Here is a 21528-nt window from a genome sequence, read left to right on the forward strand (position 1 = left end):
CGCGCTCGGTCTGGGCGTGGTGTCCGCACGCGCGCGACCGCATGCCGCCTCATGGTCAAATAAAAACGGGACGCGCCGGACCCCCGGCACGCCCCGCAACTGTAGCAACAATCAAGCAGCCCACGCAATTCAGCCCACTAAAGTATCGAACAGAAAAGCCTCGATGCTCCGGCAATGTCAGTGTTCACATTGTTGCGCTAGATTAGTTTTGTACTCTCCAGCTTTTCGATAATCCAGTCGTTGGCTTTGATGACCGGACGACGGAAGACCACACCCAGGGCCAGCGACGGAATCAGATAGCTCGCCAGAATACCCAGCTCAACCCAGTACTCCATATGGTAGGCGCCAGCCATGGCGGCATGCATGGCATTGATGCCATGGGTAAACGGCAGGAACGGGTAGATCGCCTGGAACACAGGACCGGTCATCTCGATGGGGAACGTACCGCCCGAACCGCCGACCTGCATGACCAACAGCACGACGGCGAGGGCCTTACCGATATCTCCAAACGATACCGTAAGCGTGTAGACGATATTGGAGAACACGAGGCTCGCGACCCAGCCGGCAAGCACAAACTGCAGGGGGTTGTCGCACTGAATGCCAAAGAACAGAATATCGCCCGCGCACACGAGCGTTGCCTGCAGCAAGGCCAGACCGCCAAAGAACAGATAACGGCCCAGGTAGATCTCGTGCAGGCGCACGGGGATGAGCTCGTTGATAAGCTCATCGTCAACCGAGACCTTCATCATGGCTGCCAGCACAATCGAACCCACCCACAGCGACAGAATCGTATAGAACGGCGCCATGGCCGAACCGTAGTTGCGAATCGGGTAGACCGGCTTGCGGTCGAGCGCGACGGGACCGGAAAGCGACGCGGCGAGGCCCTCGGGGTCGTTGCCGATCATCGTCTTGATCGTGGCTAGATCATCAGACATAAGGGCACCGTCGAGCTCGTCCTTAAACGCGCCGATCTTGTCCGACGCCTCGCCCAGCTGATCGGAAGCCATGTTGACCAGCTTTGCAGCCTTGGAGAGGCCCTTTGACAGCGAACCGGATGCGTCGGTCAGGCCGTCTACGGCGCTGTCCAGATCGCCCGAGATGCCATCGAGCGAATCCAAAACGCCTGAAATAGTCTTCTTGAGTTCTTTGGCCTTGACCGAAAACGTAGAGTCATAGTCAATCTTGGCGCCCGAGATGCCAGCCTTGGCATCCGCTATTGCCTGGTCGACCGCATCACGCGACTTGTTAACCTCTACCATACTGTTCGTGAGCGACGTCGCGATATTCGACAGCTCATTGGCATTGTTGCGGTACTCCTTCTCGGTTTTGTCAAGCTCAGCAGCCGCGTCCTCAAGCCCTGCCTTGAGCTTATCGTTACTCACCTGGCCAGCAAGACTACGGAGCTCATTCGCCGTGTCAGCAATCTTGTTGGCACGCGCATAGAGCGAGTCGGCAGCACCCTTAAGCTGAGACACGGTAGGGTCGACATGTCGGTTCACAGCATCGAATGCATTTGCGAGCTCGGTGGATACTTTATCGAACGAACCCGCGCTCCCATCAATAGCGGCATCGATCGCATCGCTGGCGGACTTGAGCGCTTGCTCGGAATCGGCAATACCGCTCTCGGCATGCTGCATGAGCTGCTTCACCGACTCCTCGGTCGATCCGGACTGCTTGAGCATACCGCTCGCCGACGTCAGCGAATCGGACGTGGAGCTCAAAATGCCCGCAAGCGACGTTGCGCTGGCCTGAACGCCCTGCAGGTCCTGGACCGAATCGCCCAGCGTCGAGGACAGGTTGGCGATAAAGTTGCTCACCTGGTCGGTGCTCATGTAATCGAGCAGGCTGGACACCGTCTTAAGGCCGATGCTCGTGATGGTCTTGGTAAAAGTTTCGTTAACCTGGCTTTGAACGGCGCTCGAACCCTTCTCGGTCACGATCTGCGCGATGGCGTTGGCCTTCTGGTTCTCGTAAAACTCGATATCGGCGTGCTTCACCTCAGTCGAGAAAAGCGTCATCATGTCGGCGCTAAACGTCTTAGGGATAACGACGGCAGCGTAGTACGCGCCCGACTTAACGCCCTCGATCGCCTTATCGCGGTCGTTGAGGACAACCCAGTCGAAGTTCTCGTTGCCGCGCAGGGTGGCGGTTACGTTTTCGCCCACGTTGACCTCGACGGGAATCAGATCGCTCTCGTAGCCCTCGTCGGTGTTGACCACGGCAATCTTAAGATTGCCGGTGTTGCCGTACGGATCCCAGCTGCCGGCGATGTTAAACCACGCGTACAGACACGGCACGATAATGAGGCCCATCACGACAATCAAGCCGATCACGGAGCGAGACACGTTTTGGACATCGCGCTTAAACAGATGCAGGATGTTCTTCATTTATGCCTCACCTCCTTTGGAGTGCTTGCCAAGCGGGGTGGTGTCCCCGTCGTTTCCGTTTACGTTGTCAACGCCGTCGGCATCTTGAGCCTTACGATGCGCACCGATATGCGGCAGACGGCTCGTGGGCTGTTCGCTGTCCTTGGTGCCCCGCTCGCTGGCGTTGAGACCAAACATGCGACGGGCGGCGGGGATGGCAGCCGTGTGCTCGCGCATCTCGCGGCGCAGGTCCTCGTCCGAAAGCGCCGAGATACGCATCTGGGTATTGAGGCTCGCGCGGATATATTCGATATTGATAAGCCAGCCGCAGATGGCAATAACCGAGATGATCCAAATGACAAGCAGGATGATCTTGCCGTTATTGTCGATATCGAGCACCGTCGACAGGACAAAGAGCAGGACCTGCACGCCTACCACGGCGGCAAAACCGCCCTTGATGTAGTACGGGTAGCGATGCTCAAAGGCGACCGCATGATCGAGCAGTTCGCGACGGTACGAATCGGAATCGAGCATGACACGCATGGCCGTGCGCAGCGAGTAGCGCTGGCGCGGCAGGTCGTTGGACTCGCAAATCATCATACCGGTCGTGGAAAGCTGTTTATCAAAGAGCAGGTTAAGGTTGAGCAGCAGCGGACGCAGCTGCAGGCCGATAAAGAGCGCCACGATCAAGAACACGCCCAGAATGCACAGGTTAAACAGGTAGTTGAACGAATACATGCCGCCGACGGTCTCGCGCAGCAGATTGATGCCGTAGGTAAAGGGCAGCAGCGGGTGCAGCCACTGGAAGAAGCCGGGCATCATCTCGATGGGGTACATGCCCGACGAGCCGGGGATCTGCACAATGACGAGGATGACGCCAATGGCTTTGCCGATATGCTTAAAGGTAGTGGACAGCGCATAGATGATGTTGACGTAGGTGAACGAGATAGCGATGCCGCCCAGCACAAAGAGCAGCGGATTGACGCACTGAACGCCAATGACCAGATCGCCCACCGTAACGATGATGGCCTGGAACGCGCCCAGGATCACCAGGAGCAACCAGCGACCAAAGTAGCCCTGACGCGCGGTAAAGCTGCCGATGCCCTCGCGGTCGACCTCGAGCTTGTAGATGGCGATGAGCACATAGCCGCCCACCCACAGTGCCAGATTGGTGTAGAAAGGAGCAATGCCCGAGCCGAAGCTCTTGACCGGATAAATTGACTTTGAGGTCAGCTCGACCGGAGATGCCATAAAATCTGCGACGTCATTGACATCGACGCCCATCAGATCAGCCAGCTCGCCCATGGACTCGGAGGTCTGCAGGGCCGCGATGTCGTTGGCAGCGGTTGCGAGCCTGTCCTGGACCTTGGCAAGAGAGTCGTCGGTCTGGGACAGTGTGGTCTTGGCCTGACCGAGCGTAGCGTTGAGTTGCGAAAGTGTACCGCGCGCGCTCGCAATCGTGGGAGTAAGACCAGATACGATTCCCGTCAGATCACCCGAGACGGAAGCAAAGGAATCGAGTGCACTCGAAGCCTTCGGCAGCGCGTCCTGCCCCAGGTCCGTCTGAGCCTGATTCATGTTGGTCGTACCGGTTTTGATCGCTTTATCGATAGCATCGCTGGCGACCGAAACAGCCGAAGCGTCTTCTTCAATAGCGCTTGACTGATCGGAGAGATTATTCTTGACGGCCGAAAGGCTCTCATTTTGCCCTCGAAGCATAGCAATCGCAGACGCGATCAGCGCATTAACTTCTTCCGAGCCCGTCGGCGCGCTGTCGGCCAGCCCCTGCAGATGGTCGATAAGAATATTGTTATGGTCGATCGTCGCCTGAAGCGAATCGAGCGAGTTGTTGATTCGAGTGGTTGTGGACTTCAAGGCACCCGTCATCTTTCCGACTGCGGTGTACGCGGAAGCCGACGTCTTGCTCAACGCGGCGCTGCCCTCCGAGAGCGCCTTAGAGAGCGAGGTGATGGAATTACCCGCCGTGGCGCGAGCCTCGCCCAGCATGTCGTTGCCCTGAGAGATCGCCTGCGTCAGCGACGGCGCCTGACCCTGTAGACCGGCAAGTACTGCATCTGCCGAGGCAATGGAACCACTCGTCTTATCGATGGCGGCATTCATGTCGCCAATCGAACCACGCACCTCGCCCAAGGTACCGGATGCTTCGGACACCGAACTTGCCAGCGAATCCTGGGTCTGGGTTGCCTTGTCCTTTAAATCGACTCCGGCATCCTTGGCGATACCGGCAACGGTCTCGCCCGCCGTGGAGACAAATTCCGAGTTGATCTGCTCCTCGATGGTGCTTGCGCCGGTGTCGGTAACCTTCGGCGCAATAGCGCTCTTCTTCTCATTGACGTAGTACGTAAGCTTGGGCTGATGGTAGTTGCCGTCGAGCATCGAAACCAGGTTATCCGAGAAGTTCTTGGGGATCACGATGGCCGCATAGTACTTACCGCTCTCGACGCCCTCTTTGGCATCGGCCGCCGAATCGACGAAGGTCCAGCCCAGCCGATCGTTCTCCTTGAGCTGATCGACGACCTTATCGCCCGCGTTGAGCTCGCCCACCAAGTCGTTTTGGGTGCCCTGATCGTTGTTGGCGATGGCAATCTTGATACCCTGGGTGTTTCCGTACGGATCCCAGTTTGCCACGATGTTGTACCAGGCATACAGCGAGGGAATAACGCACACGCCGAGGGTAACCACCAGGGCGACGGGGTTCACGAGCAGTCGCTTAATGTCACGCTTAAATATCGCAAAGGAGACCTTTGCATCGGATAGTTTGCTGCCGAGACTCACGCTTGGACCATCCATCCTGTCGTTGAATCGAATCGTACTATCGATAACCATTGTACGAAGGCGTTTTAACGTCTCGATGCACAATGGTATTGAGTTTTGCGGGTAGCAATATACTACGAAGATGAGTTAACGTACAGTTGTACAGTATCTTAAATTTCAGCAGGTCACAAAACCACAACCCGCACAAATTAGCAATCCGATTAGTCGTTAGGAACGTTCTTAAACTAGTCATTGGGGACGCTCTTAAACGACCAGTCAAACAAGAACGTCCCCAACGACTAGTCATTTAAGAACGTCCCCAATGACTACTTAGGACCATGAAAGCGTCGTAGGTTGAGCATAAGTCAGCGAAAACGCCCCTAAGCGAGCAAGGTGACGTGAAAGAGGAGGGAAGCGTACTTCGGTACGCGACCGACGATTGAACGTCAGATTGCCGCTTAGGGGCGTTTGCAGCGTCGACCGGTCCGCCGTTCGGCAGAACGGCGGAACTGAGGGCAGCGTCGAGCCGTTACGCGGTTTGGTAAAACCGCGTAACTACCTAATTACATAAGCTCGCAGACAGCCGCCGCGAAGGCAACGGGGTCCTCGGGCAAAATACCCTCGACGAGCAGGGCCTGGTCATAGAGCAGGCCGGAGTACTGCTTGATCTTGTCGGCGTCGCCCGCCTTCTGGGCAGCGACGAGCTTGGCAAAGACCGGGTGCTTGGCGTTGAGCTCGAGCACACGCTGGCTCTTGGGCATACCGTCGGGCGCACCCTCGGGACCCTTCTGAAGCACCTTCTCCATCTCGAGCGAAAGCGGACCCTCGGTGGTGATGCACGCGGGAGCATCGGTCAGGCGCGCAGAGACGGCGACCTTCTCGACCTTGTCACCGAGTGCCTCCTTCATGGCGCTAAAGAGGTCCTCGTTCTCCTTAGTGGCGTCCTCGGCCTCCTTCTTCTCGTCCTCGGTCGCCAGGTCAAGATCGCCGGTAGCGACATTCTTGAGCTCCAGGTGACGATCCTCGACCTCGGGCTCGGCACCGTCGGCAACGGCCTTCTCGGCAGCCTCGCGGGCAGCGTCGTCCTCGTAGATCTTGGGCATATCGACGGCAACGTACTCGCGCATAGCCTGGAACGTGAACTCATCTACATCCTGCGTCAGCAGCAGCACGTCATAGCCTCGGTCGAGCACACCCTTTACCACGGGCATCTTGGCCAAGCGCTCACGCGAGTCGCCGGCGGCGTAGTAGATGGCCTTCTGATCTTCGGGCATGCCCTTGGCATACTCGGCCAGGGTAATCATCTTCTGCTCCTTGGCAGACCAGAACAGCAGCAGGTCGGCGAGCTCATCGGCCTTCATGCCATAGCTCGAATAGATGCCGTACTTAAGGCCACGGCCAAAGTTCTCAAAGAACTTCTCGTAGGCCTCGCGGTCGTTGTCACGCATATCCTCAAGGTCGGCGGTAATCTTCTTTTCCACACGCTTGGCGATGGCCTTGAGCTGACGGTTCTGCTGCAGCGTCTCGCGCGAGATGTTGAGCGACACGTCGGCGGAATCCACGACGCCGCGGACAAAGTTATAGTAGTCGGGAAGCAGGTCGTCGCACTTCTCCATGATCAGGACGTTGGAGCTGTAGAGCGCCAGGCCCTTCTCGTAGTCCTTGCTGTACAAATCGAACGGCGCGCGGCCCGGCACAAACAGCAGGGCGTCGTACTCGAGCGTACCCTCGGCGTGGAAGCTGATGGTGCGCGCAGGATCGTCAAAGTCGTGGAACGTAGACTTGTAGAACTCGTCATAGTCCTTCTGCTCAACATCGGAGCTGCGCTTCTTCCAGATCGGCGTCATGGAGTTAACGGTCTCGAGCTCCTGGTAGTCCTCGTACTCGGGCTTGTAATCCTCCGGCGCGTCCTCGGGCTTGGGTTTCTGGCGGCTCTTGGAGACCATCATTTGGATCGGGTAGCGCACATAGTTGCTGTACTGCTGAATCAGGCTCTTGAGGCCCCACTCGGTCAGGAAGCGATCGTAGGTCTCGGCCTCGCCATCGGCGTCGAGCTTCTCGTTCTCGCGCAGCGTCAGGATGACATCGGTGCCGTGCTCGGCGCGCTCGCCGTCCTCGATGGTATAGCCCTCAAGACCGTCGGATTCCCACACATGGGCGACATCCTCGCCATAAGCGCGGCTGACCACCTTCACGTGGCTGGCGACCATGAAGGCCGAGTAGAAGCCCACGCCAAACTGACCGATGATGTCGACATCCGAGCCCTGCTGCTCGGCGTTCTCGGTCTTAAACTCCTCGGAGCCGGAATGGGCGATGGTGCCCAGGTTGCGCTCGAGCTCCTCGGCGGTCATGCCAATGCCGTTATCCGAGATGGTAATGGTGCGGGCGTCTTTATCAAAGGAGACGCGAATAGCCAGGTCGCCCTGGTCGAGCTTGACGCTCGGATCCTGCAGGCTCTTAAAGTTGAGCTTGTCGACGGCGTCGCTCGCGTTAGAGATAAGCTCGCGCAGGAAGATTTCCTTGTTGGTGTAGATGGAGTTAATCATGAGGTCGAGCAACTTTTTGCTCTCGGTCTTAAATTGACGCATGTGCAGTCCTTTCGCGCTACCCCCGTCCGCAAAAACAGCCCGGTTACCCGAGCCGTATCGCAGACCTGCTATGTTCAGACTTAGATTTTATAACCCATTAGCGCGCATATATACATGCGGAATCGAAAAACTGTATGTCCGAGCACTCCGATGCGCCAATTGCCGAGGAGTGTCCCCAACTGCCGGCAGGAAAGGAACGTCCCTATCTGCCATCTACGCGCTTGGCCATCCAGGCATGGGGCTGGCCCTCGTCTTCGTAGTCAACCGGGGCAATTTGTGTGTAGCCAGCCTTTTCATAGAGCGGCAACACGTATTCCTGCGCGTGCAGCTTAATAAGTCTAGCTCCGGCATCGCGTGCGCATGTATCGCTGGCCTCGACGATCGCGCTTGCCAACCCGCGACGACGCATAGCCGGCAGCACGGCGACGCGCCCCATAATGTAGGTCTCCCCCGCGGCGACGCCTTCGTCCAAGTCGCACGCCGGTGGCACCGGAGCCTCCGCATCTGCCGCGCGCTCCAGCTCCTCGGGAAACACGCGCGAGCAGCCGGTGAGTTGGCCATCCACATACAGCGTCACATGGATGCAGCCCGGGTCCTCGTCAATCTGGTCAAACTCGTTTTCATAGCCTTGTTCGTCCATAAAAACGGCGCGTCGCACCAGCGCCGCGTCCTCAAAGCAACCTGTCTTAAGTTGGATATCCAAAGCGGCCCCTTCATTCAGTAAGAACGTTAGGGACAGATTTTAGCGAAAATGAGCCCCGCGCACGCCAAACTTCGCACGCGCTTTTGCCAGGCAATCGTAGTGGCCCACGTTATGGGCGTCACTCGCGATAAAGCTGTACAGATTTTGATCGAACAGGCGCTGCGCCGGCTTTTTCTCGCGACCAAAGCGCCCACCCGCAATAAAGTCGGCAGAAGCCTGCAGCTTACAGCCCATGTCGACCAGACGCTTAGCAATGGTTACGTCCTTTTGAATGGCACGGTAGCGCTCAGGGTGGGCAATAATCACCTGGCAACCGCGACACTGCAAGTCGTAGATCGTGTTCTCGTATTCCTCAAAGTCATACGAATCAGCACGCGTCGAGAGCTCAAGCAAAAACTCGTTTGAGTCATCGAAATGCAGGCGATCGGCCCATTCGATGCCCAAATCCATGAGCTTGGCATGATTGACCTCAAAGCCCATCTGCAAATGCATATCGCCCGCATGCGCGCAAAGCAGTCGATAGGCCTCCCACATTTTTTCGAAGTCAAAATACGGGTCCCGGCAGTGTGGTGTACACACCATGTGCGTAACGCCGACGGCGCGGGCCGCCTCGAGCATCGCCAAGCTTTGCTCGAGGTTCGCCGCGCCGTCATCGACTCCGGGCAGGATATGACAATGGATGTCTCGCATATCGCCCTCTTATCTGCGTCGTTGCTCATTTCTTAAAGCGTTGCGCCTTCGCAGGGATGCCCGTTGCAGCCGCGCCGCCAACAGTGGGATCGACCCCCGCCGCAGCGTTGTTCTGCCCCTTATCCCCGCCATAATACGAGTAATAGTAGTCGTGGCTCAAAGTCTCGCAGTAGTTCATGACCGTACCGATCACGTTGACCTCGGCCTTGTTGAGCTGATCGAAAGCAGCGAGAATCTCATTGCGCTTGGCAAAGTCCTGGCGGACGACATAGATGGTGCCGTCGGTGATCGCGGCGACTTCGGCAGCGTCGACAAACGTGCCCACGGGCGGCGTATCAAAGATGACGTACCGGTACTTTTCCTCCAGCGCGGCGACAAGCTTGGCAAAGCGGCGCGAGGCAACGATGTCTGCCGGATTGGGAATGCGCGGCTCGGCGTCGAGGAAAAAGAGGTTGGGCTGACCGGTGTCGACAACGGCCTCATCGATCGACATCTGATCGGAAAGCACGGCGTACAGGCCGCCGGCATGACGGACGCCCAGCATATTGGCAAGTGTGTGGTGGCGCATGTCGCACTCAACGAGGAGAACGCTCTTGCCGCTGGTTGCGATGGCCTTGGCCAGGTTGATCGCGATGATGGACTTGCCCTCGTTGGGAATGGAGGAGGTCACCGTAATGGACTTGATGGGCGTATCGACACTCGCAAAGCGAATGTTGGCGAGCAGCGTCTTGGCTGCGTTGTTAAAGGCGAGGGTATCGCCGGACTTCTTTTTACGGGCCATGGATTACTTACCGCCCTTCACAACGGGGAAACGGCCGATAACGGGCACGCCGAGCAGCTCGACGGCGTCATCGACAGAACGGACACGCGTGTTGAGCATGTCGAGCAGCACAACAATCGCGACAGCGACAAACAGGCCGGCCAGGGCGGCAACTGCAATGTAGAGCTTGCGGTTGGGGCCGCTGGGCTGGGTGGGGACCTTTGCCTTGTCGATGACGTTGACGGCCTGGGCGGCGTCGACGTCCTGGGCGACGGTGGAAACCGAGTTGGCCATGGCGTTAGCGACAGCGGCAGCGCCATCGGGGCTGGCACCGGTCACAGACAGCGAGATAACGCGGGTCGTGGTCTCGCTCGTAACACTCACCTTATAGTCGGCCAGGCTGGAAAGGCCCAGCTCCTTGGCGGCACCGCTCTTGACGCTGTCGCTATCGAGCAGCGTGGCGATGTCGTTGGAGAGCATCTGGCTTGCAGACAGATCGTTGTAGTAGCTCGTCTGGCCGCCATCGGTCTTGGCGAGAATGTACATGCTCGTCGTGGCGGTGTAGGTGTTGTCCATCATGATGAAGGAGACGACGCCCATGGCGATCGCGCAGACCACCGGAAGGGCAATGACCAGCTTGAGGTGCTTTTTAAGCAGCTGGAACAGTTCAAGAAGGGTCATGCGGTTCGCCTTTCATTTCCCTAGTTCGTATCGACAAAACTGCTCGTATAATATCGCATATTTCTACCATACCCGAGCTCTATACATAAGATACAGCGTCCGCGTGTAAGTTGCGCAACAATTCACGCGGCAGCGGAGGCGCGGGCGTACTGTCTAATCCTCGGTTTTTGCTATGCCGCTACGCGAACGGTCCCTCTTGTTGCACGGGAAACGTTACCGTAATGGTGGTTCCCACGCCCGGCTCACTCGACAGGTCAATCGCGGCGTGATGGTACAGAGCGGCGTGTTTGACGATCGCCAAACCCAGGCCGGTTCCGCCACGCGCCTTAGAACGACTCTTGTCCACGCGATAAAAACGCTCGAACACTTTACCCTGCTCCTCGGGCGAAATACCGATACCCGTATCGGCAACAGACAGGTACGGATGACCCTCGTCATTGGTCCCGCAGCGCAGCGTGACCGTACCGCCAGGTCGGTTGTAGCGAATGGCGTTGCTTGCAAGGTTGTAGATCAGCTCGTCAATCAGGCGCGGCACGCCTTCGATCACCATGGGCTTCGTCTCGTGCCCAATGGTCACATTCGACTGCCGGGCAACTTGCTCAAGACGCTGTTCCACCGTCAAAATGGCGCGAGAGAGCTCGATGGGTTCTGTGGACCCAATGGGCACCGCCTCGCCCTCGGATGCTCGCTCCGCCTCGTCCAAGTTGGAAAGCGTAAGAATGTCGTTGACGAGCGCTGCCAGGCGGCCCGCCTCGCGATAGATGCGGCCACCAAAGTTGCGCAAGTCGTCCTCGCCCTCAACCATGCCGTTTGCAATAAGTTCGGCATAGCCCGAAATCGCGGTAAGCGGGGTCTTGAGCTCATGGGTGATATTGGCCGTGAACTCGCGGCGCATTCGGTCGTTGTCCGCTAGCACCGCCATTTGGCGCTTGAGTTCCTGGCGCTGCGACTCGATACGCTCAAGCATGGGGACCATCTCGGCATAGGCGTGCTCATAGCTACGGCGTGGGTGGTCCAAATCCACCTCTTGCAACGGCGCGATGATTGCACGGGACTCGCGGCGCGCCATAAAAAACGAGAGTATTGCACCCGCTGCTGCGATAAGCAGCATCGGCGCCACCATCGACAGCAAAATCGCCGCAACGCCAGGCTGGGCTTGCGCCAAGCGGACAACCTGGCCGTTATCAAGGGCGACGGCGCGATACAGCATAATCTCGTCGAGCGTAGAGCTTGCGCGCTCCGCGGAACCCAAACCACTCTCAAAGGCCTCGATGACCTCGGGGCGATCGCCATGGTTGGGCAGTGAGGAAGGCGACGCCTCGTTGTCGTAGGCAACCGATCCATCCTTGTTAATCAGCGTAATGCGCAAGTCCTCGCGATCGAGGCTACGCAAGAACGGGATGGGCTCCTGCTGTTCGTCGAGGGCGGCAGCAATGAGCTCGGTTTCCTGCGCCAGATTGGCACTCGTGGCATCCGCCAAGGTGTTTTGCACAAAGAACGCACCCAGCACCGTAAACGCCACGATAACCGCCATGGCGCAAACAAAGATCGTCACAAAAACGCGGTGCGACAGCGTATGTTTTCCCTGGGGGGCGAAGACCACGGGTTACTCCTCCGATGCGGTGGCCGCGGTGTCGTCACCTTCGGCACCGTCACCGGCAGAAGGCTCGGCCAAGCGGTAGCCCACGCCGCGCACGGTCTCGATGGCGCTGGCATGCTCGCCCAGTTTTTGGCGAAGCGTCTGAACGTGCACGTCAACGGTGCGCGAACCGCCGTCGAAGTCCCAACCCCACACGCTCTGCAGCAACGACTCGCGGGTAAAGACCACGCCGGGCTTGCGCATGAGGTACTCGAGCAGGTCGAACTCGCGCAGGGTGAGCTTAAGCGGCTCGCCGGCAACGGTCACCTCGCGATGGCTGGGCGAAAGCACGATATCGCCCACGCTGAGCACATCGCTCGCCTGCTTGACCATGCCGCCGCGACGCAGCAGTGCGCGGCAGCGGCTCGCAAGCTCCATGAGCGAAAACGGCTTAGTCAGATAATCGTCGGCACCGCCATCGAGCGCCATCACCTTGTCGAGCTCGGTATCCTTGGCGGTAAGCATCATGATGGGCACCGTCTCCGTCAGGCGATCGGCACGAAGGCGACGCATAATCGCCAAGCCATCGGTATCGGGCAGCATGATATCGAGCAGCACGGCATCGGGCACCCGTCGCGCCACGGCAGCCTTAAACTCACCGTCGCACGAAAAGCCTTCGGCCTCGATCCCCTGCTTGCGCAGTGCATAGACCGTCAAATCCCTGATGTTGTCATCGTCCTCGACGTAATAGATCATGTTGAACCCCTTTGCGGCCGGCATGACCGCATCTTAATCCTAAAGGTACCTTTACTAGATGGTATCAGCCAAAACGCCCCGTCAAGTAATCTGCCGTACGCGGGTCGGTAGGATTTTTGAAAAGCTGAGCGGTGGGCGCGTGCTCCACCAACTCACCTAGCAAGAAAAACGCGACGGAATCGGATATGCGCGCCGCCTGCTGCATATTGTGTGTAACGACCACGAGCGTGCAGGTCTCTTTGAGCTCGCAGGCCAGCTGCTCCACCACGAGCGTCGACACGGGATCGAGCGCCGAGGTCGGCTCGTCCATCAACAGAATATCGGGCCGCACGGCAAGCGCACGGGCGATGCACAAACGTTGCTGCTGTCCGCCCGAAAGCCCCAGACCAGACTCCTTGAGTTTGTCCTTGACTTCGTCCCACAGGGCAGCGCGGCGCAGGGAATCCTCGACCAGCTCATCCAGCACAGCGCGATCGCGCACACCCATGCCGCGGGGGCCATAGGCGACGTTGTCGTAGATGCTCATGGGAAACGGGTTGGGGCGCTGGAACACCATGCCCACGCGCTGACGAAGGCGGCAGATGTCGTAATCGCCCAGGATATCTTGACCATCGAGCGCAATCTTGCCCTCGATGCGGCAGTCCTTGATGCCGTCGTTCATGCGGTTAAAGCAACGCAGCAACGTCGACTTGCCGCAGCCCGAAGGACCGATAAACGAGGTAATCTGCTTGTCGCGGATCTTGATGGACACATCCTTAAGCGCGTGGTGATCTCCATAGAACAGGTCGAGGCCCTCGACATCGATGCGCGTCGGCGAGGCGGCAAGGTCCTCTGCCGTGGGGCGAGTCGCATCCCCAACTTCGCGCTCATGCGCGGCCTCGGCCTGCGCTTCCATTAGCTCCTCGAGCTCCGTGGGCCCCACAGCCGCAGCAGCCGTCATACCGCATACCTCCACATCGATATCAAATCAGCAGTATCGATAGTAAAAATCGCAGCTCATATATGCGTGAGCGTATTGTCAAGTATTTGTAAGGACCTCCTCGATACGCGACGGGCAATCATATCGACCGTGCACACCCAAGCGTCCGCTCAGACACGAAGATAAACCGCACGCGCCAAACCCCAAGCGGCACAGCCGGTAAACGATATACTCTAGAGCCAAAGGAGACCATCCCGTCGAAAGCGAAGTCAGTGAAGTATCTTACCCCTCTTTTAAAGCGTTCCGCGCAGCTGACCGTTGGCCTTGCCTGCGCCGTCTCCCTTGTCGCCGGTATTCCGTCCGTCGCCGGCGCCCAAGTGCTCACGACCGATAACATCTGCGGCAAAGCCGCCGATGCACGCGGCATTGCAGCCGAAGACCTGCCCGATATCGATGCCTCCAATGCGTTTGTCATGGGTAAAAACGGCACCGTCTACTATGCCCGTAGCGCCGACGAGCAAGTCAAAATCGCCTCGATCACCAAGGTCATGACTGCAATCCTCGCGGTCGAGAACTGCAAAATGGACGAGAAAATCACCGTGAGCAACGCGGCGGCAACCGTAGGCAACTCGACCGCGGGACTCCTCGAAGGCGACGAGCTCACCGTCGAGCAAGCGCTGCGCGGCCTGATGATCCCCTCGGGCAACGACGCCGCCATCGCGCTTGCCGAACACGTGGGCAAAAAACTTGACCCCAAGACCAAAGATGCCGTCGCTACGTTTGTAAAAGCCATGAACGAGCGGGCCAAGAAGCTCGGCTGCACGGGAACGCTCTTCGAGAACCCGCACGGGCTGGATTTTGACGAATGGGCCGGCGATATGCATTCAACCGCACACGATGTGGCATTGATGATGCAAGAGGCCATGAAGGACGACACGATTCGCGAAGTCATGGCGAGCAAAGATCCCTGGATCGAAGTGACGGGCGCCGACGGCTCCGATCATTCGCATTCCATGGATACGCACAATGTTTTATTGGACCAAGACGGCAATATCGGCGGTAAGACCGGCACCACCGACGATGCCGGATACTGCTTTGCAAGCGCCTACAATCGCGATGGCGACGAGATCTATACCGTTGTCTTGAACTCCAGCACCACCGACCAGCGTTTTGCCGATACGGCCACACTTGCTAGTTGGTATTACGACCACAAGGTAACGGTCGAAATCGCCAATACGCAAAAGAAGACCGCCAACGGAAATCCGCTGATGGCACGTGTCAGTCAAACCGACTGGACAGACAAAACCATCGACGCCACGCTTGCCGACCCCACCGCGCAGGCAACGGTGTTCTCACTCGCCGGCGAAGTGACCGAAAAGGTTAGCTACGATGGCCTTTCGGGCACGGTGCATGTTGGCGATAAGGTGGGCAGCGTTACGCTTAAGCAGGACGGCACCAAGATTGCCGTCATGGACCTGGTTGCCGACGAGGAAGGAACGGGGCCCAATCCCATCGAGTGGCTGCTCGTGAAGCTCGACCGCCTGGGCCGCCGCATCGACAACCGCCCGCTCACAGCCGAGAGCGAGACCGTAGCCAAGGCTCCTGAGGTGTAGGGCCAAAGCGATATCACATCGAACCAAATGAGGCGTCCAACGGGGCGCCTCATTTTTTGAGGTTTCGAATCCCCAGCTAACGTTCTCCATACCAAGAAGGGCCCCTTACGGAGCCCTTCTTCAAATTCGTACTGGCGGAGAGCTGGGGATGTCCGGGCATGCTACGCATGCCCTCCGGCTTCAAAGCCTAGCGGCTTTTCGCCCACGGGCGACAAACGCTTTCGCGTTTGCTTAACGCCCGTGCCCTCTCGGGTTCGAATCCCCAGCTAACGTTCTCCATACCAAAAAGGGCCCCTTACGGAGCCCTTTTTCAAATTCGTACTGGCGGAGAGCTGGGGATTCGAACCCCAGATGCCCTTTTGGGGCATACTCGCTTAGCAGGCGAGCACCTTCGGCCTCTCGGTCAGCTCTCCGTAACAGCCGTTCCATAGTAACCAAACAGTCGAGGATGGGCAAGGGGGATTTTCAAATTGCCCAGCAGCCTTTCCTCCTTGCAAGCTTCGCCTACCCCAACGAGCGGCTGAGGGAGCCGAGCTCATCGTTTCCCATCGTGCGCCACATTTGGAAGATGCAGACGCGTGCCAGGAAAAAGAACCCGTTATCGACCAGCTGCACAGCAGCGTCTGCCAGCTGGTTGGAAACGGCGGGCACCGGCGGCAGTTCGAGCCCGGCCTTACTGATGGTCTCAACCGCTTCCTCGAACGTCGGTGGCTCATTGACACCCATCTCGTTCATAAGGCCCTGCATTTCCTCCAGTGCGTTGCTACCCGACTCCTCGCCGCGCGGTACCAAGCGGTAGCACGCCAACGCCAGCTCAAGCTGATCGCAGTTCCAGTAGGCAAACGCTAGGCGATAGAACAGGTAGCCGATTGAGGAACGGTCACTGGCAATGCGCAGGCCGTGGCGCGCCACCTCAATGATCTCGTCATAGCGCTCCAGACGCGCCAGCACGTTGATGAGTGCAAAGTGTGATTGCATGGATGAGCGCGCCAGATCGTAAAGATGACGCACCTCGGGCAATGCCCGCTCAAAATCCTCCTGATCGGCGTAAAAGCTGCAAATCTCATGCTGGGCAAAGTACAGCGCATCGGGAGCGCGCAAAATACGAAGGGAGCGGTCTTCCTCCATTACCGGCAGCACCATACGCACCAGTTGGTTGTCGCAAAACAGCGTCTGGACCGGTCCTGTCGCCAAAAGCTCGGCAACGGCGCACTTGGCCTCCAGCTCCTCAACAAGACGGGAAAAGCCCTCAAACGCACCCGCGCGGTCGACTTTTGCCCGCTCGCGCAACTCAGCGACGCGCGCCACATACGGGTCATCGCCCTCCTCCATAACCTCAAGCTCATCAGCCGTATCGGCAAGCAGCAGGTCGCGCAACGTCGGCGGCAGCGAACGGTGGTCGTCACGCGGGCGAGCATGAACCTCAGCGGGCTCAATCGCATCCGGCGCGTCCGACTCATATGCCTCAAGCTTGCGCTTGCACGGCATATCATCCATATCCATGCTTTCAAAATTCTTAGCGGCGGGAACGCAATTGGCCAGATAGGCCGCACGCCCAAAGGAATATGTTGCAATGATGCGCTCGCCCTGCTCGCCATCGGGAGCCGCAATCTGAACGTAGCAGCGCGTAATGCTGGCACCGGCAGCAAAACAAGCCGCTGCCAGCGTGAGCGCCACGCGCGCGTCGTGCTCCGCGGCCCATGCTGCGCGCTTAGGCTCATCCACCTCGCGCCAGGCATCATCTTGAGCATCGTATTCGCGCTGCGGCATAGCATCGACAACCGTGCGGCCAAATCGAACCAGCATGATGCCCTCGGCGACGTTCGCTCGATAGGTGTAGTCGAGCCGCGTGACCACGTTGAGTGCTTCTACGATACGTGCAAAGCGGGTGCGAACGTCCCACTCGCCACCCGGCTGGCACGCAACCGTCCCCGGTTTGGCCCACGGGTTGTCATTCGACAGCGTTTCGAGCAGGCGAGGAACGTCGTTTGTCGTCTTGCTGATATGCCATAGATCAAAGAGTGAGCAGCCCTCAAAGCTTGGCGACGAGGCAACGGGGCCCAACCCTGCCCCAATACGCTCAAGGATGCCGGAGAGGCGGTTAAGACGACACTCGATAGCAAGCAGCATGTCAATCTCGTCTTGGTCCAGCAGGCTACGATCAAAATTGAGATAGAACAGCTTTGAGCGGTCGATACGCGCTAGGCCCATCTCGGACTTGGCAGCGATGGTGCGCAGTCGGGGCAAATCGACCTCGCTCATAAGGGCGCCGGCATAACGCTCGATACCGCTCGGATTATCGGCATGGTCAACGCGGTAGAGCAGCGTCTCGATAGCATCGGGGAGCGGTGCCGTGTTAAAGCCCAAAAACACCTCGACCGGCTCGGGCAACTTTACGAGTTTGATCTTGTTGGCGGTGTTTTTTATACCCTCATCGAGCTCGTCGGCAGGTACCGTGTTCGCAAGGGCGTTTTTGGGGTCGGCAAATATCACGTAGCGCAAGAACATCGAGGCCATAAACTCGCCATAAGGGAGAGCACGGCTCGAATTCCATGTCTCGTGGTCGGACTGCTCACGCATGGGCCCTTTGGGAGAGCCGACCGTTCGCGCGCAAGCGCGCATTGCGCCGTTGGCTCCCCGCACCAAAATCTCGCCAACACTGGAATCGGACTCGTCAAGGACCAATTTCATGTCGGGGTTCTTGGGCAATGGCACTTTCTGAACAGGGCCGTCAACCTTATAGACCTCACCTGACACGCTCACGTAGCCCAAAAGCGATATGTGGCTTTTGCCTACGAATTCGACGACGTAGCAAGACTCTTTAGGATCCTCGCCAAAAACTTTCCAGACAACACCATACGAGCGCCCCGCGGGTTGCTCTGGCATCGATGGAAAACGCTTTTTGGGGTCGAGAAACCTGAGCTTGTATGTCGGACGCTCTGCCACGAAATATCACCCTGATCGGTCGTCTAGCGAAGGAGTGGTCGCGGATAGGCCGCGACATCTACTCGGAATCTTACACGAGTCGATAAGAAATAGTCTCCCGCGGGCGGAGGCGCACGATTCCAGTCGAGTGTCTGGCGTCGAATGGCGGCGTAAAAGAAAAGCCCCCGTTGCCGGGAGCTTTAAAGTCAATTGGTGCGGCGTATAGGATTCCGCGCATCCGCTTCGCGGATCCGCACCGGCTTCGCCCGCCTGCCGGCGCGCTCGCCCGCTCGCTAAAAACGCTCCGCGTTTTCTTTACGCTCGCGCCTCGACCGAGGTTCGAATCCATGCATGGCTTCCAAAAAAGAAAAGCCCCCGTTGCCGGGAGCTTTAAAGTCAATTGGTGCGGCGTATAGGATTCGAACCTATGACGTTCTGATTCGTAGTCAGACCCTCTATCCAGCTGAGGTAACGCCGCAACGCACGGATTATTATGCACGCGAGGCCCCGACGGGTCAAGCGACAATTTGAAAAAATTTTACGATGTGATGATTATGCTGCTCGCGCCTCGACCGAGGTTCGAATCCCTGCATGGCTTCCAAAAAAGAAAAGCCCCCGTTGCCGGAGGCTTCAAGTTCGATTGGTGCGGCGTATAGGATTCCGCGCATCCGCTTCGCGGATCCGCACCGGCTTCGCCCGCCTGCCGGCGCGCTCGCCCGCTCGCTAAAAACGCTCCGCGTTTTCTTTACGCTCGCGCCTCGACCGAGGTTCGAATCCATGCATGGCTTCCAAAAAAGAAAAGCCCCCGTTGCCGGAGGCTTCAAGTTCGATTGGTGCGGCGTATAGGATTCGAACCTATGACGTTCTGATTCGTAGTCAGACCCTCTATCCAGCTGAGGTAACGCCGCAGCGCAAGACATATGAAACCATTTTAGTTAATTGGAGTCAAGCACAATCTTGATTTTTTTCTAGACCATTTTCCTCATGCAGCTCCGCATGTATCACCGTTTCCCATACGATCGATCGGCTTTTCAACCACATCGAACCCAACACCGAGATCCCTCAATAGCGAGCGCACCCGCTGGGCGCAATCATACTCGGCAAACGAGATACTCAGCATGCGTGCCACCTGGTTAGAAGTCCCGACTCCATAGAACCGTTCGAGTGTTGCAAGCCCTTCGTGCGTCACAAAGGTCTCGACTACATGTGGCGACTCCTCAAAGCACCATTGGGTCAACGGGCCCTCGCTCGTTTGCCTCACCACCAAGCCACCCATACCCGATGGCTCACACGTAACTAGCAGGTGCTCCCCACCTTCATCGCTCTCAAACAAAACTACCCGCTCATCAAACAGGTCCATCACATCCCCCTTCTCTCGCTCGTATCTAGTAAAAGCATAGCAGGTAGACGACCGTATACAGAACATTTGTTCGTGTATTTTCTATTGAGCTGTCCGCGCGACATGGTAAGGCTCCGCGCACAAAAAAGGCGCCCCGGATAGGGGCGCCCCCGCAAATCGCTTATGCAGCAAACCTACGCGACCGGCTCGATCTTCTCGAGGCCGCCCATGTAAGGACGCAGAACCTCGGGGATCGTAATGGTGCCGTCGGCGTTCTGGTAGTTCTCCAGAATGGCGGCCATGGTGCGGCCAGCCGGTAGACCGGAACCGTTAAGGGTGTGCAGGTAGCGCGAGCCCTTGAAGTTCTCGGGATCGCGATACTTGATGTTGGCGCGGCGAGCCTGGAAGTCGCCGCAGTTGGAGCAGGAGCTAATCTCCTTGTAAGCGTTGTAGCTCGGCAGCCAGACCTCGATGTCGTAGGTCTGACGGGCAGAGAAGCCCAGGTCGCCGGTGCACAGGCTAATCACGCGATACGGAAGACCCAGCTGCTGAAGCAGGAACTCGGCCTCGGCGGTCATGCTCTCGAGCTCCTCGTCGGACTCCTCCGGCTTGGCAAACTTGACCATCTCGACCTTGTCGAACTCGTGCTGGCGGATGATGCCGCGGGTGTCGCGACCAGCAGAGCCGGCCTCCTCGCGGAAGCAGGGGGTGAAGGCGGTGTAGCGGCGCGGCAGGGTGTCGGCATCGAGAACCTCGCCGGCGTGCAGGTTGGTAAGCACGACCTCGGCGGTGGGGATCAGGAAGTTATCGCCCGAGACATGATAGGCGTCGTCCTCGAACTTGGGCAGCTGGCCCGTGCCAAACATGGTCTGACGCTTGACGACGATGGGCGGCCACCACTCCTTAAAACCACGGCTGGTGTGCGTATCGAGGAAGAAGTTGATGAGGGCGCGCTCCAGACGGGCGCCGGCGCCACCGAGAACGGTGAAGCGGCTACCGGAGAGCTTGTTGCCGCGCTCGAAGTCGAAGATGTCGAGGTCGGTGCCCAGATCCCAGTGCGGTTTAAAGTCGAAGTCGAACTCACGCGGGGTGCCCCAACGACGGCGCTCGATGTTCTCGTCCTCGTCCTTGCCGTACGGGGTGGCCTCGCAGGGAATGTTGGGCAGGTGAGCCATAAAGTCGTACTGCTCCTGCTCGAGAACGGTGCGGCGCTCGGCCAGACCGTCGATCTTCTCGTTGACGGCGCGCACGGCCTCCTTGGCGGCCTCGGCCTCGTCCTTCTTGCCCTCCTTCATCAGGGCGCCGATCTTCTTTGACTCGGCATTACGCGTGGCCTGGAGCTCCTCGACCTCGGTGATGACGGCACGACGCTCATCGTCGAGCTCAAAGAACTTCTCGCGATCCCAAGACGTCTGGCGGTTAGCCATGGCGGTATCGATGGCATCGGGGTTCTCGCGAACAAACTTGATATCAAGCATTAGATCCTCCGGCGATATACATTCCATTTAGGTTGCAACCTTGTACATGTATGGGCAAGTATATACTTATGAGCGTTTACGACCCAACTCAACTACGCAAGAAGGCACCCAATGGACGCAGTTTTTTCCTTTTTGTTTGGCACCCGCACCGGTTTTGCCATCCTTTTCGCCGGCGGCATCCTGCTGTTTGCGATTCTTGCCTTTGTAATGGAGAAGCGCACCCATAAGCTCTACGTCGACCGCGGGCCCAAATCCGAAGAAGATCAAGACAGCTTCTGGGACTAACCTGCCATTTAGGGACAGGTTTATTTTGGTCGGTTTTATCTGGGCAAACGCAAGCGCCCCGCAACCGGTAT

Annotated in this window: 15 protein-coding genes and 3 tRNA genes; 2 read left to right on the plus strand and 16 right to left on the minus strand. The window is 58.1% G+C overall.

The genetic code is table 11. The features are described from left to right. Window positions 1–197 precede the first annotated feature (197 nt). The 10 genes from FYJ40_RS05710 to pstB form a co-directional block, all read right to left on the minus strand. Window positions 198–2387 (minus strand): YhgE/Pip domain-containing protein, encoded by a 2190-nt coding sequence (locus FYJ40_RS05710; RefSeq protein ID WP_154517686.1) that lies wholly within the window; start codon window positions 2385–2387, stop codon window positions 198–200. Continuing rightward, entirely contained in the window at window positions 2388–5162 is a 2775-nt protein-coding gene (locus FYJ40_RS05715) for a YhgE/Pip family protein (protein WP_370513638.1), read from the minus strand. It abuts the gene before it with no gap. A gap of 542 nt (window positions 5163–5704) precedes the next feature. Continuing rightward, a complete protein-coding gene (gene htpG, locus FYJ40_RS05720) occupies window positions 5705–7729 on the minus strand; it encodes a molecular chaperone HtpG (protein WP_154517684.1) in 2025 nt (674 codons plus the stop codon). Between the two features lie 202 nt (window positions 7730–7931). Continuing rightward, window positions 7932–8432: a GNAT family N-acetyltransferase gene (locus tag FYJ40_RS05725; RefSeq protein ID WP_154517683.1), complete on the minus strand. Its 501-nt coding sequence runs from the start codon at window positions 8430–8432 to the stop codon at window positions 7932–7934. 39 nt (window positions 8433–8471) lie between these two features. Next, complete coding sequence (locus FYJ40_RS05730; RefSeq protein WP_154517682.1) at window positions 8472–9122, minus strand: tyrosine-protein phosphatase; 651 nt, start codon at window positions 9120–9122, stop codon at window positions 8472–8474. Between the two features lie 25 nt (window positions 9123–9147). Next, window positions 9148–9903 carry a CpsD/CapB family tyrosine-protein kinase gene (locus tag FYJ40_RS05735; protein ID WP_154517681.1) on the minus strand — a complete coding sequence of 252 codons (756 nt, stop codon included), beginning with the start codon at window positions 9901–9903 and terminating at the stop codon, window positions 9148–9150. A gap of 3 nt (window positions 9904–9906) precedes the next feature. Next, the gene (locus tag FYJ40_RS05740) at window positions 9907–10563 is read right to left on the minus strand and encodes a YveK family protein (RefSeq protein ID WP_154517680.1); all 657 of its coding nucleotides are present in this window, start codon (window positions 10561–10563) and stop codon (window positions 9907–9909) included. 178 nt (window positions 10564–10741) lie between these two features. Continuing rightward, window positions 10742–12166 carry a sensor histidine kinase gene (locus FYJ40_RS05745; RefSeq protein ID WP_370450650.1) on the minus strand — a complete coding sequence of 475 codons (1425 nt, stop codon included), beginning with the start codon at window positions 12164–12166 and terminating at the stop codon, window positions 10742–10744. A 3-nt stretch (window positions 12167–12169) separates the two neighbouring features. Further along, window positions 12170–12898, minus strand: coding sequence for a response regulator transcription factor (locus tag FYJ40_RS05750; RefSeq protein WP_154517679.1), 729 nt, complete (start codon window positions 12896–12898; stop codon window positions 12170–12172). A 64-nt stretch (window positions 12899–12962) separates the two neighbouring features. Continuing rightward, window positions 12963–13838: a phosphate ABC transporter ATP-binding protein PstB gene (gene pstB, locus FYJ40_RS05755; RefSeq protein WP_154517678.1), complete on the minus strand. Its 876-nt coding sequence runs from the start codon at window positions 13836–13838 to the stop codon at window positions 12963–12965. A gap of 251 nt (window positions 13839–14089) precedes the next feature. Between pstB and FYJ40_RS05760 the strand changes: the two genes are divergently transcribed. Next, entirely contained in the window at window positions 14090–15430 is a 1341-nt protein-coding gene (locus tag FYJ40_RS05760) for a D-alanyl-D-alanine carboxypeptidase family protein (RefSeq protein ID WP_154517677.1), read from the plus strand. A gap of 322 nt (window positions 15431–15752) precedes the next feature. Here the strand turns inward: FYJ40_RS05760 and FYJ40_RS05765 are convergent. The 6 genes from FYJ40_RS05765 to serS form a co-directional block, all read right to left on the minus strand. Continuing rightward, window positions 15753–15843, minus strand: a tRNA-Ser gene (locus FYJ40_RS05765). 91 nt (window positions 15844–15934) lie between these two features. After that, entirely contained in the window at window positions 15935–18121 is a 2187-nt protein-coding gene (locus tag FYJ40_RS05770) for a lipopolysaccharide assembly protein LapB (RefSeq protein WP_154517676.1), read from the minus strand. 635 nt (window positions 18122–18756) lie between these two features. After that, a tRNA-Arg gene (locus FYJ40_RS05775) sits at window positions 18757–18833 on the minus strand. Between the two features lie 353 nt (window positions 18834–19186). Continuing rightward, window positions 19187–19263 (minus strand) — tRNA-Arg (locus FYJ40_RS05780). A gap of 74 nt (window positions 19264–19337) precedes the next feature. Continuing rightward, window positions 19338–19715, minus strand: coding sequence for a hypothetical protein (locus FYJ40_RS05785; protein WP_154517675.1), 378 nt, complete (start codon window positions 19713–19715; stop codon window positions 19338–19340). A gap of 173 nt (window positions 19716–19888) precedes the next feature. Beyond that, on the minus strand, window positions 19889–21172 hold the full coding sequence (serS, locus tag FYJ40_RS05790) for a serine--tRNA ligase (RefSeq protein ID WP_154517673.1): 1284 nt from the start codon (window positions 21170–21172) through the stop codon (window positions 19889–19891). A gap of 111 nt (window positions 21173–21283) precedes the next feature. Between serS and FYJ40_RS08930 the strand changes: the two genes are divergently transcribed. Beyond that, a complete protein-coding gene (locus FYJ40_RS08930) occupies window positions 21284–21457 on the plus strand; it encodes a DUF6724 family protein (RefSeq protein ID WP_195838594.1) in 174 nt (57 codons plus the stop codon). The last annotated feature ends 71 nt before the right edge of the window (window positions 21458–21528 follow it).

It is taken from the genome of Collinsella sp. WCA1-178-WT-3 (M1) (genome assembly GCF_009696325.1).
Taxonomy (GTDB): domain Bacteria; phylum Actinomycetota; class Coriobacteriia; order Coriobacteriales; family Coriobacteriaceae; genus Collinsella.

What these genes read in the sequence shown, in the direction of transcription:
- serS (WP_154517673.1), bottom strand. Translation starts at nt 21,172, where the DNA reads ATGCTTGATATCAAGTTTGTTCGCGAGAACCCCGATGCCATCGATACC.
- FYJ40_RS05735 (WP_154517681.1), bottom strand. Translation starts at nt 9,903, where the DNA reads ATGGCCCGTAAAAAGAAGTCCGGCGATACCCTCGCCTTTAACAACGCA.
- FYJ40_RS08930 (WP_195838594.1), top strand. Translation starts at nt 21,284, where the DNA reads ATGGACGCAGTTTTTTCCTTTTTGTTTGGCACCCGCACCGGTTTTGCC.
- FYJ40_RS05770 (WP_154517676.1), bottom strand. Translation starts at nt 18,121, where the DNA reads ATGAAATTGGTCCTTGACGAGTCCGATTCCAGTGTTGGCGAGATTTTG.
- FYJ40_RS05730 (WP_154517682.1), bottom strand. Translation starts at nt 9,122, where the DNA reads ATGCGAGACATCCATTGTCATATCCTGCCCGGAGTCGATGACGGCGCG.
- pstB (WP_154517678.1), bottom strand. Translation starts at nt 13,838, where the DNA reads ATGACGGCTGCTGCGGCTGTGGGGCCCACGGAGCTCGAGGAGCTAATG.
- FYJ40_RS05740 (WP_154517680.1), bottom strand. Translation starts at nt 10,563, where the DNA reads ATGACCCTTCTTGAACTGTTCCAGCTGCTTAAAAAGCACCTCAAGCTG.
- FYJ40_RS05750 (WP_154517679.1), bottom strand. Translation starts at nt 12,898, where the DNA reads ATGATCTATTACGTCGAGGACGATGACAACATCAGGGATTTGACGGTC.
- FYJ40_RS05785 (WP_154517675.1), bottom strand. Translation starts at nt 19,715, where the DNA reads ATGGACCTGTTTGATGAGCGGGTAGTTTTGTTTGAGAGCGATGAAGGT.
- htpG (WP_154517684.1), bottom strand. Translation starts at nt 7,729, where the DNA reads ATGCGTCAATTTAAGACCGAGAGCAAAAAGTTGCTCGACCTCATGATT.
- FYJ40_RS05710 (WP_154517686.1), bottom strand. Translation starts at nt 2,387, where the DNA reads ATGAAGAACATCCTGCATCTGTTTAAGCGCGATGTCCAAAACGTGTCT.